This is a genomic window from Pseudomonas maumuensis (genome assembly GCF_019139675.1).
GTDB lineage: Bacteria > Pseudomonadota > Gammaproteobacteria > Pseudomonadales > Pseudomonadaceae > Aquipseudomonas > Aquipseudomonas maumuensis.
Genome location: NZ_CP077077.1, coordinates 4,789,769 through 4,805,362 on the forward strand (window position 1 = coordinate 4,789,769; position 15,594 = coordinate 4,805,362).

Sequence of the window (15,594 nt, forward strand, 5' to 3'; positions counted from 1 at the left end):
GGAGCTGGCTTGCCAGCGATGCGCCGCGCGGGCGGCGCTCGATCTTGTAGGCGCTGCAAGATTTGCGGCGAACACCTGGTGGCCCTGATGCGGTCAACAACCCCCGCAGCCAAAAACCAGGAAAAGGCCGAACTTGAGGTCGCCGGGGACTACAAAGCAGCCCCCCGCAAACTACCTCAGAACCCCATGCTGAAGCTCACCACCACGCCATGGTCACGGTTCTCGCTGGACAGCTGCCCGGAGTACCCGACCCCGAGCTTGCCGCTCGCGCCCACCGACAGGTCCACCCCGGCCTCGACCACCGCCGCGTCCTTGGCAATCGGCACACCCTCGGTGCTGAAACCGTCGCCGCCACCGATGAAGCGCAGATCGGCATCGGGCTTGTCGTCACCGAAGGCATGACGCCAGCCCACCGACAACCGCGGCGTGATGGTGCTGCCGTTGTCGAGCAGGATGCGCTTGCCAGCCCGCACGCCCAGGGTGGAGAAGGTCACATCCTGGTCGACCTTGCCCTCCAGCCGCCCTGCCCCGCCCTTCTCATGGGCGGTGTCGCTGTCGTAGTTGACATACGCCAGCCCGGCGAACGGCTCCAGGGCAATGCCGCCGGCATCGATGGCGTAACCCACCTCACCGAACACCTGGGCGCTGCGCGCCTTGTACTTGGCCTTGAGGCGGTCGTCGTAGCTGCCGACGGTGACATCGCGCTTGGTGTCGATGTCGTGCCAGCTGTAGGCCACGCCCAGGCGAGCGGCGAAGGCATCCAGCTGGTAACCGAGATAGGTGGTCAGGTGGTAGCTGTCCACCGTGGCGTCCGAGCGGCGACGGTGCGCGTCGATGCTCGAGCGGGTGTAGCCGGCGGCGGCACCCACTTTCCACTCATCGTCCAGCGCGCGGTCCACACCGAGCATGAAGCCCGACAGGTCGCGGTCGACGCTGGCATGGCTGCTGCTGCCGTCGTAGGTGCCCCAGCCGCCGATGGCACGGATCCAGCCCACGGCCTGGCCCTGGCAGCCTTCGCTGGTCAGTTGCTGGTTGGCGGTCGGCGCCAGGGTGCGACGCGGGTCGTCCTGGTTGGTGCAATCGGCCTGACGCAGGCGGTCATTGACCGCGTCGCGGACGTAGCGTGAGTCCTCGATCAGCACGGTCGCGGTGCTGGCGTGGATCTCGCCGGACAGGCTGTCGAACGCCGCCTGGGCGCCCTGGCGGTCCAGCGGCAGCAGGTTGTTGACCAGTTCGGCCGGCGCTCCGGCACTGGCCAGCGCGGTGGCCACGCCACGCTGGTTGCCAGTAGCGGCGACATCGGCGAAGGAGTTGCCGTTGCGGCTGACGGACAGGGTCACCTGGTTGGCGCCGTAGTTCAGCGAGCTGTTGAGGAACGCCGAGTTGGCCAGGTTGGTGGTGGCGAAGGTGCCGTTCACCCCACCCGCCGCGCTGACCACGGTGTACTGGCCGTTGCCACTGGCCAGGTTGGCGACCATCAGGCTGCCGCCGAGGTTGGCGGTGCCGCCCACATTCAGGTAGTTCACCGGCGAGGTGCCGAGGTCGATCACCAGGGTGCCGGTGGCGCCGTTGGTGAAGTTGCCCGACACGTTCAGGTTACCGGCAGGCCCTGGCAGCACGGTGCCGTTGTTGGTCAGGCCGGCGACGGTGCCGTTGCCGGTCAGTGCGGCGCCATTGGCCACTGTGACCTGGGCTGCGAGGTTGCTGCCCGGATTGGCCGCATCGCCCACCTGCAACACGCCTTGGTTGACGTTGAAGGCGCCACTGAACGGCTGGTTGCCAGTCAGCAGCAAGGTACCACCGCCCTGCTTGGTGGTGGTGCCAGTACCGCTGAGAGTGCCGTTGAAGGTGCCATTGCTGCCTTGGGCGAAGACCAGGTTGGCATTGTTGAGGATGCTGCCCTGCAGGCTGGTGGTGTTGCCGACCAGGGTACCGCCACTGACGGTGGTGCCACCGCTGTAGGTGTTGGCGCCCGAGAGGATCAGAGTGCCAGCGTCGAGTTTCTCGATGCCGCCGCTACCGACCAGCGGCACGCTGACGGTGGCGGTGGCACCAGCGTTGACACGCACCGACGCCAGGCTGCCATCGGCACCGTTGACCGGCGTCAGGCTACCGCCAGCGCCAGGCACGACCTGGTAGCCGTTGCTGAGGAACTGCAAGCCCTCGAACGACTGGTTGCCGACCACGGTGACGGTGCCAGAGGTACCGCCGAAGACCGCGTAGCCACCACTCCAACCTTCGCTGCTGGTGCCACCGGCGTTGGTCCACCCGGTATTCGGCCCCCAGGTTCCGCTGCCACCGCCGATGCTGCCGTCGGGATTGATCTTGCCGCCATTCCAGAACTGCAGCTCTTCGCCGGCGTTCTGTACCACCAGGTTGATCTGGTTGGCGATGGCAGTCTGCAGGCTCAGGTCACCCAGAACCACGCTGCCCGGAATCGCACCGAACACCAGGCCGTTGTCGGTGAGCGTGCCGCCGTAGCTGAACAGTTGGTAGACACCGGTGCCGAAGCCACCGGCATCAGTGATGTTCAGCGTGCCGTCCAGCACCAGGTTGCCGTTGACCTTGACCACGGTGGTGGAGGCCGCCGGGGCGCCGAGGCTGAAGTCCAGGGCGCTGCCCGACGCCAGGTCGAGGCTGCCGACGGTGAGCGGCGTGGCGCTCTGGCCGGCGGCCAGGGTGGCGCCATTGGCGATCTGCACCGCGCCGCCATAGGTACCGCTGCCGCCCAGGCGGGCGCCGGTGGCGACCTGCACGGTGGCACTGTCGAGGCGGCCATTGACCAGCAGGCTGCCGGCGTTGACCTGGGTCGCGCCGGTCAGGCCATTGATGCCGGTCAGCAGCAGTTCGCCAGTGCCGTTCTTGGTCAGGGTGCCAGTACCGGTGAGGTTGCCGGTGTAGCTGCCGTTGGCGTTCTGCTCGAAGGTCAGGGCCGCGTTGTTGAGGATCGCGCCTTGCAGGCTGGTGGTATTGCCCACCACGCCGCCTGCGTTGACCTGGGTGCCGCCGGTGTAGGTGTTGGCACCGTTCAGTGTCAACAGGCCAGCGCCATTCTTGATCAGCCCACCGGTGCCGCTGACCACGCCGTTGAGGGTCAGGGCGTTGCTGCCGCCGATGGCCAGGGCGCCGTTGAGCACGGCATTGTTGGCCAGGGTCACGGCGGTGTTGCTGTCCAGCGTGGTGCCGCCCGCGGCCGTCAGGGCGCCACTGCCCAGCGCGCTATCGTTGCCTAGCACCAGAGTGCCGCCGTTGAGGGCGGTACCGCCGCTGTAGCCATTGGCAGCGTTGAGCACCAGGGTGCCGCCGTCTTGCTTGGCGACGCTGCCGGTGCCGTTGAGGGCGACGTTGAGGGTGGCGGTGACGCCGCTGTCGACCCGCAGGTTGGTGGTGCCGTTGCCCAGCAGTTCACCGGCCGTCCCTGCATTGAGCACGTAGCCGTCGGTGACGAACTGCAGGCCGGTGATGTTGTGGCTGCCGTTCACGGTGACGGTGCCGGGGGCGCCCTGGAACACGGCGAAGGTGTCGTTCCAGGTGCCGTTGAGCACGCCGTTGGCGTCGGTCCAGTTGGTGTTGGTGGCATCCCAGACGCCGCTGCCGCCCTCGATCACACCGTTGGCCACGGTCTGGCTGCCGTCCCAGAACAACACGTTGCTGGCGCCACCGACCACCAGGTTGACCTGGTTGGCCACGGCGGTCTGCACCGTCAGGTCGGTGACCGGCACCGGCGTGGTGCCGAAGCTCATGCCGTTGTTGGTGAGGCTGCCGCCGTAGGCGAACAGTCGATACACGCCGGCGCCGAAGCCGCCGATGTCGGTGACGTTGAGGGTGCCGCCCAGGGTCAGGTCGTTGGCCACGTTGACCAGCGGTGTGCTGCCAGCCGACGGTGCGCCCAGCGAAGCGTTGAAGTTGGCGCCGCTGTCGAGCACCAGGCTGCCGGCATTCAGGGTGCTGCCGCCGATGGCCGCCAGGTTGCCGCCATTGGCCACGGTCACCGCACCACCGAGGCTGCCGGCACCGCTGAGGGTGGCGCCGCTGGCGACGTTGACCGTGCCGCTGGCCAGGGACCCATCCACCTTCAGCCCGCCGCCTTGCACGTTGGTATTGCCGGTGTGGCTGTTGGCGCTGCGCAGCGCCAGGGTGCCGGCGCCGAGTTTGTTCAGGGTGCCAGTGCCACCGATATTGCCATCGAAGGTGCCGCCTTCGACGTTCAGGCTGTTGCCAGCGGCGATGGCGATCGCACCAGTGCCTCCTATGTCACCCAGTGTGGTGTTGCCGTCGAGGTTGAGGCTGGCGCCACTGCTGACGTTCAGCTCGCTCTGGGTGCCCAGGGCGGTGGTGCCGACGGTGCTCAGGCTGCCGGACAGGATATTGAGGATGCCGCTGAAGGTGTTGTTGCCCGACAGCGTCAGGTCAGCCAGGCCGCTCTTGTTCAAGGTACCTGCACCACTGAGCACGCCGGCCAGGTGCAGGTCGTTGCTGCCCAGCACGTTGAGCACGTCGCTGACATTCACCGAGTTGGCCAAGGTGACGGCACTGGCACTGTCGAGGTTGGCGTTACCGGTGACGTCCAGGCCACCGCTGCCAAGGGCGGCATCGTTGCCCACCACCAAGGTGCCGGCCTGCAGCTCGGTACCACCGCTGTAGGTGTTGGCGCCCATCAGCGCGAAGCGGGCGACGCCGGCCTTGAGCAGGCGGCCGCTGCCGCCGACGGTGCCGCCGAGGGTCAGGTCGTTGCTGCCCAGGATCGTCAGGTCACCGGTGGCGTTGACGTTGTTGGCCAAGGTCACGGCCTGGCTGCTGTCCAGGCTGGTGCCGGCCACGGTGTTCAGGCTGCCGCTGCCCAGTGCGGTATTGGAGCCCAGCACCAGGGTGCCGCCGTTGAGCGCGGTGTTGCCGGCATAGGTGTTGTTGCCAGCCAGCGCCAGCCGGGCGCTGCCAGCCTTGACCAGGCCACCGGCGCCGCCGATGTTGCCGCCCAGCGCCAAGTCGTTGCTGCCGGCGATGTTCAGCGGCCCCGCCAGGGTGATGGCATTGGCCAGCGTGACCGAGGCATTGCTGTCGAGGGTGGTACCCGCCGCGGTTTCAAGCGCACCGCTGCCCAGGGCCGTGTTGCTGCCGACGATCAAGGTACCGCCACTGAGCACGGTACCGCCGCTGTAGCTGTTGCTGCCGTTGAGCACCAGGGTACCGCTGTCGAGCTTGTTGAGCTTGCCGACGCCGGTCAGGCCGACATCGAGGGTCGCCGTGGCGCCCGGATCGACCCGCACGCTGGTGTCGCCACTCGCGCCGTTGATCAGGTCGAGCGCACCGGCGGTGCCCGCCAGCAGGCGGTAGCCATCGCTGACGAACTGCAGGCCGTTGACCGTCTGGCTGCCGTCGACGGTGACATCGCCGGCAGTGCCCTGGAACACCGCGAAGGTGCTGCCCCAGGTGGTGTTGGTCAGGCCGTTGAGGTCGGTCCAGTTGGTATTGCCGGCGTTCCACACGCCGGCACCGCCGTCGACCTGACCGTTGGCCACGTTCTGGCTGCCATCCCAGAACTGGATATTGAGCCCCGCAGCGCTGACCAGCAGGTTGACCTGGTTGGCCAGGGCGGTCTGCAAGCTCACGTCGCCCAGGCCCACACCCAGCGGCAGGCTGCCGAAGTCCAGACCGTTGTCGGTGAGGGCGCCGGTGTAGTCGAAGACGCGGTACACACCGTTGCCGAAGCCGCCGATACTGCTCACGTTGAGCGTGCCGTCGAGGGTCAGGTTGCCACCGACGTTGAATAGCGCGGTGCCGCCAGTGGACGGCGAGCCGAGGCCGATATCGACGATCGAACCGCTGTTGAGCACCAGGCTGCCGAGGCCCAGGGTCGCGCCGCTCTGCCCGGCCAGGTGGCCACCGTTGTCGATCACCACCGAGGAATTGGCGGTGCCGCTGCCGGTGAGGGTCGCACCACTGGCCACGGTCAGCAGGTTGCTGCCCAAGGTGCCATCGACCTTCAAGGTACCGGCGTTGACCAGCGTGTTGTCGGCCAGGTTGCTGGTGCCGGTCAGGGTCAGGGTGCCGCTGCCGACCTTGGTCAGGCCGCCCAGGCCGTTGAGACCACCGGCGAAGGTGCTGCTGAGGTTGTTGCCGCCCAGGCTCAGGACGCTGCCGCCCCCAACATCGACCAGGCCGCTGCCGGTCAGGCTGCCGAGGCTGGCGTTGCCGTTGAGTTTGAGCTGGCCGCTGGCGCCGACGTTGAGGGTGTCGACGTTGGCCAGCACACCGCTGCCGAGGGTGGTGAGGGAGCCCGCCTGGATGTCGACGTTGCCGGTGAAGGTCTTGACGCCGACCAGGGTGAGGTCGGCGACGCCGGTCTTGACCAGGTTGCCACCGCCGCCAAGGTCGCCGCTGAGGATCAGCGCATTGGCGGCTTCGATAGTCAGGTTGGCACCGTTGCTCAGGGCGATGGTGTTGCCCAAGGCCATGGCCGAGCTGTTGGCCAGGGTGGCGTCGGCGGTGACCGCCAGGGTGCCGGTACCCAGTGCGCCGCTGCTGCCCAGGGTCAGGCGCCCGGCGTTGAGCTGGGTGCCGCCCTGGTAGCCGTTGTTGCCATTGAGGGTCAGGTTGCCGCTGCCGTTCTTGGTCAGGCCTGCCGTGCCGTTGATCACGCCGTTGAGGGTCAGGTCATTGCTGCCATCGACTGTCAGGCCAGCGTTGAGGGTGACGTTGTTGGCCAGGGTGGTGCTGGCGCCGCTGCTGAGGGACGAGACCCCGGCGACGGTCAGGGCGCCCTGCCCCAGCGCGTTGTCGTTGCCGACCACCAGCCGGCCTGCACCGAGGGTGGTGCCGCCCAGGTAGCTGTTGGCGCCGTTGAGGGTCAGGGTGCTGGCACCGGCCTTGTTCAGGCCGCCGACGCCATCCACCACGCCGGTGAGGGTCAGGTCGGCGCTGCCCGGCAGGTTGAGGGTGCCGCCCAGGTGCACGTTGTTGGCCAGGGTAGCGCCCGCACCGCCAGCATCGAGGCTGGTGTTGGCGCCGGTGCTGAGGTCGCCGCTACCCAGCGCGGTGTTGCTGCCGACCACCAAGGTGCCGGCGTTGAGGGTGGTGCCGCCGCTGTAGGTGTTGTTGCCGTTGAGGGTCAGGCTGGCGGCGCCGTTCTTGACCAGGCCATTGCTGCCGGAGACCACGCCGTTGAGGGTCAGCGCCTGGCTGCCGCCGAGGGTCAGGTTGCCACCGGCGAGATTGACGGCATTGGCCAGTGCCAGTGCCTGGCTCGCGTCGAGGCCGGCTGCGCCGGTGACGGTCAGGGCGCCGCTGCCCAGGGCGCCGGCGTTGCCCAGCAGCAGGCTGCCGGCCTGCAGCGAGGTGCCGCCGGCGTAGGTGTTGCTGCCATTGAGCACCAGTTGCCCGGCACCCAGCTTGTTCAGCGCACCGGCACCGCTGATGACACCATCGAGGGTCAGGGCCTGGGTGTTGTTGACGCCGAGAGTGGTACCGGCGCCGAGGCCGATGGCGTTGGTCACCTGCAGCACGCCGGTGGTGGCCAGGGTGCTGTTACCGGTCACCGACAGGCTGCCCGTGCCCAGGGCGGTATTGTTGCCCAGCGTCAGGGTGCCAGCGCCTAGTGTGGTGGTGCCTTGGTAGGTGTTGGCGGCGCCGAGGGTCAAGTTACCGGTACCGGTCTTGGTCAGGCCGCCGGTACCGCTGATCACGCCGTTCAATGTCAGGTCGTTGGTGCCGGTCAGGCTCAGGGTGTCGTTCAGCGCCACCTGGTTGGCCAAGGTCAGGGCGCCGGTGGTGGCCAGGTTGCTGGCGCCGCCGACGGTCAGGCTGCCGGTACCCAGGGCCTGGTTGTTGCCCAGGGTGAGCGTGCCGGCATTGAGGGTCACGCCGCCAACCAAGGTGTTGGCGCCACTGAGGGTGAGGTTGCCGGCACCGTTCTTGGTCAGGCTGCCGGCCCCCGTGACCAGCCCGCCCAGGCCCAGGTCGTTGCTGCCGGCGATGGTGAGGTTGCCCCCCAGGTTGACGGTGTTGCCGATAGTGATCGTCGAGGCGCTGTCCAGGGTGGTCCCGGCAGCCGCGTTGAGCTGGCCGAGGCCGAGGGCGCTGGAGCTGCCGAGCACCAGGGTGCCGGCATTGAGATTGGTGTTGCCCAGATTGCCATTGGTGCCGTTCAGGGTCAGGGTGCCGCTGCCGGTCTTGGTCAGGCCGCCGACGCCGGTGACGTTGCCGCCCAGGGTCAGGTTCTGCGCCCCGGCGACGGTCAGGTTACCGGCCAGGTTGATCAGGTTGGCCAGGGTGACGTTGGCATTGCTGCTCAGGGTAGTGCCGCCGGCTGCGTTCAGGGCACCCGTGCCCAGCGCCGTGTTGCTGCCGACCACAAGGGTTCCGCCGTTCAGGCTGGTAATGCCCTGCTGGCTGTTGCTGCCGTTGAGGGTGAGCGTGCCGGCACCGCCCTTGATCAGGCCACCGGTGCCGCTCAGCGCACCGTTGAGGGTAAGGTCGTTGCTCCCCGGCAGGGTGAGGTTGGCGTTCAGGGCGATAGTATTGCCCAGCGCCAGGTTGCCGGTGGTGGCCAGGCTGGCGGCGCCGGTCACGGTGAGGCCGCCAGTGCCCAGGGCCTGGGCGTTGCCCAGGGTCAGGGTGCCGGCACCCAGGCTGGTGCCGCCGCTGTAGGTGTTGGCATTGCCCAGGGTCAGGTTGGCGCCGCCGTTCTTGATCAGGCTGCCAAGCCCCGAGACCACACCGGACAGGCCCAGATCGGCGGAGCCGGCGACGGTCAGGGCACCGCTGAGGCTGAAGGCGTTGCCGAGGGTGACGGATGTATTGCTGTCCAGGGTAGTGCCGTTGGCGGTGCTGACCGCGCCGGTACCGAAGGCGGTGTTGTTGCCGACCACCAGCGTGCCGCCATTGAACAGGGTGCCGCCGGTATAGCTGTTGGCGCCATTGAGCACCAGCGTGCCACTGTCGAGCTTGGCCAGTTGGCCGCTGCCAGAGAGGCCGACGTTGAGGGTCGCGGTGACACCCGGGTCGACACGCACGGCAAAGGCGCCGTTGCTGCCGTTGACCAGGTCCAGGCCACCAGCGCCGATCAGGCGATAGCCGTTGGTGACGAACTGCAGGCCAGTGACGGCCTGGGTGCCGACCACGGTGACATCGCCCGCAGTACCCTGGAATACCGCAAAATCGCTAGCCCAGCTGCCGTTGAGCACGCCGTTGACATCGGTCCAGTTGGTGTTGCCACCGTTCCAGGTACCGGAACCGCCATCGATCACGCCATTGGGCACGGTCTGCGCGCCATCCCAGAACTGCACGGTGCCACTGGCGCCGCCGACCAGCAGGTTGATCTGACTGCCAATGGAGGTCTGCACCTGAAGGTCGCCGGGCAACATGACGCCCGGCACGTTGCCGATCAGCAGGCCGTTGTCGACCAGCGCGCCAGTGTAGTCGAACAGGCGGTAGATACCGGTGCCGAAGCCGCCGAGGTCGGTGACGTTGAGAGTGCCGTCCAGGGTCAGGTTGCCATTGACGTTGACCAACGCGGTGCCGCCGGTGGCCGGCGATGCCAAGCCGAAGTCGAGGATCGAGCCGCTGTGCAGGGTCAGCGCACCGGTGCCGAGGGTCGCGCCGCTGTTGGCCAGCAGGTGCGCGCCGTCGGCGATGTCGACCGCGCCCAGCAAGCTACCGGTGCCGCCGAGGCTGGCGCCGCTGTTGACCTGCACGTTGGCGCTGGCCAGCGAGCCGGTGACGTTGAGCAGGCCGGCATTGACCGTGGTATTGCCGCCGAGCACGTTGACGCCGGACAGTTCGAAGCTGCCGGTACCGGTCTTGACCAGCCCGCCACTGCCGGCCAGGGCACCGCTGAACACGCTGTTGAGGTTGTTGCCGCCCAGGGTCAGGGCACCGCCGCCGGCGATGTTCACCGTGCCGGCCCCGCTCAGGCCACCGATGGTGGCGCTGGCGCCGAGATTGAGGCTGGTGCCGGCGCCGACGCTGACCGCCGAGGTATTGCCCAGGGCCGTGCTGCCGACCGTGGTGATGCTGCCGCCGAGCAGGTCGATGGCGCCGCTGAAGGTGTTGTTGCCAGTGAGTGTCAGGTCGGACACGCCGTTCTTGATCAACCCGCCGGTACCACTGAGCACACCGCCCAGGGTCAGGTTGTTGCTGCCGCCGAGGGTCAGGTTGGCGCCGAGGTTGACGTCGTTGCCCAGGGTCATCGCCACGCTGTTGGCCAGTGTCGAGGCGCTGCCGACGTTCAATGCGCCGGTGCCCAGCGCGGCGGCGTTGGCCAAGGTCAGGGTGCCGGCATTGAGGTTCAGGCCACCGCTGAAGGTATTGGCGCCGCTCAGGGTCAGATTGCTGCTGCCGTTCTTGGTCAAGGCCCCGGCACCGCTGATTACGCCGCCCAAGGTCGTGGTGTTGTTGCCTGGCAGGGTCAGGGTAGCGCCGTTGCCAAGGGCGATGGCGTTGCCGAGGTTGAGGGTGGCGCTGGAGTCGAGGCTGGCATTGCCGCCCACGCTCAAGGCGCCACCACCGATGGCGTTGTTGTTACCCAGGACCAGGGTGCCGGCATTTAGGGTGGTACCACCGCTGTAGGTGTTGTTGCCGTTGAGGGTCAGCGCGGCGCTGCCGTTCTTGACCAGCGCACCGCTACCGCTGATGAGACCGCCGAGGGTGGTGGCGTTGCTGCCCAGCACGGTCAGGGTATTGGCGCCGAGGTTGATGCCGTTGGTCACGGCGACGGCGGTGCTGGCGTCGAGGTTGGCGTTGCCGCCCACGGTCAGGGCGCCGATGCCCAGCGCGGTGTTGCTGCCCAGGGTCAAGGTGCCGGCATTGAGCTGGGTGCCGTTGGTGTAGAGGTTGTTGCCGCTCAGGGTCAGGTTGGCGTTGCCATTCTTGACCAGCGAACCGATGCCGCTGACCACGCCGCTCAGGCCCAGGTCGGCGCTGCCATCGATGGTCAACGGGCCGGCGATGTTCACGTCGTTGGCCAGGCTCACCGCCGTATTGGCATCCAGGTGGGTACCGGCCAGGGTACTGAGGGTACCGGTACCCAGCGCAGTGTTGCTGCCGACCACCAGGGTACCGGCGTTCAGGCGGGTGATGCCGCTGTTGCTGTTGTTGCCGGTCAGGGTCAGTGTGGTGCCGCCATTCTTGGTGATGCCGCCGGCACCGGCGATGACGCCGCTCAGGGTCAAATCGTTGCTGCCGGGCAGGATGAAGTTGCCCGCCAGGTTGAGCGCGTTGCCAAGGTTCAGCCCGGCCACGCTGGTGTCCAGCGTGGTGTTGTTGGCGGCGTTGAGCGCACCGGTGCCCAGTGCGGTGTTGCTGCCGACCACCAGGGTGCCGGCGTTGAGGGTGGTGGCGCCACTATGGGTGTTGTTGCCGCTCAGGGTCAGGGTGGCGCTGCCATTCTTGACCAGGCCGCCAGTGCCGCTGAGGGTGCCGGCCAGGGTGAGGTTGCTGGTGGTCGGCAAGGTCAGGTCGGCACCGAGGTTGACGGCGTTGTTCAGGGTCATCGCCGCCGAGTTGGCCAGGGTCGACGCACCACCGACCGTCAACGCGCCGGTTCCCAACGCGGCGGCGCTGGCCAGGGTCAAGGTACCGGCATTGAGCGTGAGGCCGCCGCTGAAGGTGTTGGCGCCGCTCAGGGTCAGGTTGGTGGCGCCGTTCTTGACCAGTGCGCCGGTACCGCTGATCACACCGCCCAAGGTGGTGGTGTTGCTGCCTGGCAGGGTCAGGGTGTTGCCGGCGAGGTTGATGGCGTTGCCCAGGTTCAGGGTGCCGCTGCCGTCGAGGCTGGCATTGCCGCCCAGGGTCAGGCCGCCGGTGCCCAGGGCATTGCTGTTGCCCAGGGTCAGCAGCCCAGCGTTCAGGGTGGTGCCGCCACTGAAGGTATTGTTGCCATTGAGCGTCAGGCTGGCACTACCGCTCTTGACCAGGGCGCCGGTGCCGCTGATCTGCCCGGTCAGGGTGGTGGCGTTGCTGCCCAGCACGGTCAAGGTGTTGCCGCCCAGGCTGATGCTGTTGGTCGCCGAAACGGCGGTACTGGTGTCCAGGTTGGCGTTGCCGCCCAGGGTCAGGCCGCCGATGCCCAGTGCGGTGTTGCTGCCGAGAATCAAGGTACCGGCATTGAGCTGGGTGCCGTTGGTGAAGGTGTTGCTGCCACTCAGGGTCAGGCTGGCATTGCCGTTCTTGACCAGCGAGCCGATGCCGCTGATCACGCCGCTCAGCCCGAGGTTGGCAGTGCCGTCGATGGTCAGGGGGCCGGCGGCAATGACGTCGTTGGCCAGGCTGACCGCGGTGCTGGCATCCAGGTGGGTACCCACGGCGGTGTTGAGGATGCCGGTACCGAGCGCCGTGTTGTTGCCGACCACCAGAGTGCCGCCGTTGAGGAAGGTGGAACCGCTGTTGGTGTTGGCGCCGGTCAAGGTCAGCGTGGTGTTGCCGGCCTTGGTCAGGCCGCCGCTGCCGGCGATGACGCCACTCAGGGTCAGGTCGTTGCTGCCGGGCAGGTTGAGGTTGCCGGCCAGGTTCAGGCCGTTGCCGATGTTCAGCCCGGCGACGCTGGTGTCCAGGCTGGTGTTGGCCGCGGCGTTGAGCACGCCGGTGCCCAGCGCGGTGTTGCTGCCCAGCACCAGGGTGCCGGCGTTGAGCGCGGTGGCGCCGCTGTGGGTGTTGTTGCCGCTGAGGGTCAGGCTGGCGCTGCCGTTCTTGACCAGGCCGCCGGTGCCGCTGAGGGTCCCGGCCAGGTTGAGGTTGTTGGCGCCTGTCAGGGTCAGGTTGCCGCCCAGGTTGACGGCGTTGCCCAGGGTCAGCGCCGCCGTGTTGGCCAACGTCGACGCGCCGCCTACGGTCAGAGCGCCGGTACCCAGCGCCGTGGCGCTGGCCAGGGTCAGGGTGCCGGCGTTGAGGGTGAGGCCACCGCTGAAGGTGTTGGCGCCGCCCAGGGTGAGATTGGTGCTGCCGTTCTTGACCAGCGCGCCGGTGCCGCTGATCACACCACCCAGGGTGGTTGCGCTGGTGCCAGGCAAGGTCAGGGTGTTTCCGGCCAGGTCGATGGCATTGCCGAGGTTCACCGCCACGCCCGCGTCGAGGCTGGCGTTGCCGCCCAGGGTGAGGCCGCCGGTGCCCAGGGCGTTGTTGTTGCCCACGGTGAGGACACCGCTGTTGAGGGTCGTGCCACCGCTGAAGGTGTTGCTGCCGTTCAGGGTCAACCCGGCGCTGCCGTTCTTCACCAGCGCGCCGGTGCCGCTGATCACGCCGCCCAGCGTGGTGCTGCTGGTGCCCAGCAGGTTCAGGGTATTGGCGCCGAGGTTGACGGCGTTGCCCAGGCTCACGGCGGTGCTGGCGTCCAGGCTGGCGTTTGCGCCAAGGGTAAGAGCGCCGGTGCCCAGGGCGTTGCTGTTGCCGACGGTGAGCTTGCCGGCATTGAGGGTGAGGCCACCGCTGAAGGTGTTGTTGCCGTTCAGCGCCAGGTCCCCTGCCCCGCTCTTGACCAATGCACCGGTACCGCTGATCACGCCACCCAGGGTGGTGGCACTGGTGCCGAGCAGGTTCAGGGTGTTGGCGCCAAGGCTGATGGCGTTGCCCAGGCTTACCGCGCTGCTGGCATCGAGGCTGGCGTTGCCACCCAGGGTCAGCGCGCCAGTGCCCAGCGCACTGCTGTTGCCGACGGTAAGCTTGCCACCCGCCAGGCTGGTACCGCCGCTGTAGGTATTGACGCCATTGAGGGTAAGGTCGGCGACGCCAGCTTTGGCCAACGCACCGGCGCCGCTGATGATGCCGCCCAGGGTGGTGGCATTGTTGCCGGCGAGGGTAAGCGTGCCGGCACTCAGGGCAATCGCGTTGCCCAGGTTGAGCGCCGAGGTGCTGTCCAGGGTGCCGCTACCGGTCACGGTCAGGGCACCACTGCCCAGGGCCGTGTCGCTGCCCAGGATCAGCGTCCCGCCATTCAAGGTGGTACCGCCGCTGAAGGTGTTGACGCCGTTCAAGGTCAGGTCACCGGTACCGCTCTTGACCAGTGAGCCGGCGCCGCTGAGCACGCCGCCAAGGGTCAGCGCGTTGCTGCCGGGCAGCGTCAGGGCCGCGTTCAGCGCTACCGCATTGTTCAACACCAGCGGCACGCTGCCTTGCAGGCTGCCGGCGCCACTGACCGTGAGCCCACCGCTGCCGAGCGCCGCGGCGCTGGTCAGGTTGAGGCCGCCGGCGGCCAGGGTGGTGCCGCCACTGTAGGTGTTGCTGGCGCCAAGGGTGAGCAGCCCGGCACCGGTCTTGGTCAAGCCGCCGACACCCGAGACCACGCCATTGAGGGCCATGTCGGTGGCGCCGCCCACGTTCAGGCCGGCATTCAAGGTCAGCGCGTTGTTCAGGCCCAGGCCTGCCACTGTGCCCGCGAGACCACCGCCGTTCACCGTGATGCCACCGCTACCGAAGGCACTGGCGTTGTCGAAATTGAGCAAGCCACCGTTGAGGGTGGTCTGGGTGGTGCCGTTGAGCAATTGCCCGATCAGCGACCAGGTACCGCTGTCGACGATCAGGCGGTTGAAGTTGATGTAGTTCGAGGCGTTGATGGTGCCGCTGCCCGTGGTGCCACTGCCGCCACCGATGGCGTTCTGCAGCGCCAGGGTGTTGGTGCCGCCGGCACCGCCGTCGACCACGCCAGCAGGCGCGAAGCCCAGGTTGGGGTTACTGGTGACCAACAGCGACACACCAACACCCGCCCCCGCGCTTAGGCTGGAGCCAGTGATGGCGTTGAAGCGGTTGGTGCTGCCCGCGCCCATGGACAGGCTGCCGGTCAGGCTCCCGGCGTTGGTGAAGGTGTTACCGGCCGCGGACGCCTGAAATGCCGTGCGCCCCAGCACGGTGCCGGTGTTGGTGAAGTTCACCGTGCCGCCACCGCTCACGGCGATGACCGGGGTGTCTTCGCTCACGATCGTCAGGCTGGCCAATGCCGTGGAGCCGATGCTGCCGGCGTTGCTGATGGTGGTGACACCACCGGCTGCGTTACGCACGTCCATCGCCATGCCGGTGAGGTTCAACAGGCTCGCGCCGAGCACCGCGCCGGTGCCGCGGATCACGCCCGTGGCATTGTTGGTGATGTTGATGGTACTGGCAGTGCTGGTGTTGCCAATCACGGCACCGGTGGACTGGATACTCAGGATCCCCAGCAATGACGGGTTGACGGTACCGGAGTTGTTCAACGTGATGTTGTTGCCGGTGAGCGACAGCGCGGTGCCGCCCACGCCCAGCAGCACGCCCAGGGAAGCACCGGTGTTGACGTTGACGGTAAGGCCACTGCCGCTGTTGGAATAGCTCGGCGCGAGCGGGTTGGCCGCGCCGCTACAGGTCACCGTGGAACCGGCCAGGCTGCAGGCGGCCAGCGCCTGTTCACCGTGCAGACCAAAGGCCATGGCAGTCACGGCCAGGCTGACGGCCAGTGACAGTTGCGAGAAACGGGCGGGCGAACGGGGGGCGGCACATCTGTCCACGGAGAGCTCCTTCGTGGATCAGGCACTTCAGTCCTTGAATGCGTGCACAGCGGGCGAAGAAAGAGCAGTGGAACACGCGACGGCCGAAACGCCTGATCTATGGCTACGAATATCCTTTGAGGAAATGTGTAGC

1 protein-coding gene is annotated in these 15,594 nt (G+C 67.7%); it reads right to left on the reverse strand.

Annotated features, from left to right (window positions below; translation table 11 throughout):
* Nucleotides 1-176: 176 nt before the first annotated feature.
* A complete protein-coding gene (locus KSS90_RS21440; protein WP_217869836.1) occupies nucleotides 177-15,383 on the reverse strand; it encodes an autotransporter-associated beta strand repeat-containing protein in 15,207 nt (5,068 codons plus the stop codon).
* Between the last annotated feature and the right edge of the window lie 211 nt (nucleotides 15,384-15,594).

Bases quoted from the DNA above. Each gene is read 5' to 3' on its own strand.
- KSS90_RS21440 (WP_217869836.1), bottom strand. From the start codon at position 15,383: ATGGCCTTTGGTCTGCACGGTGAACAGGCGCTGGCCGCCTGCAGCCTG.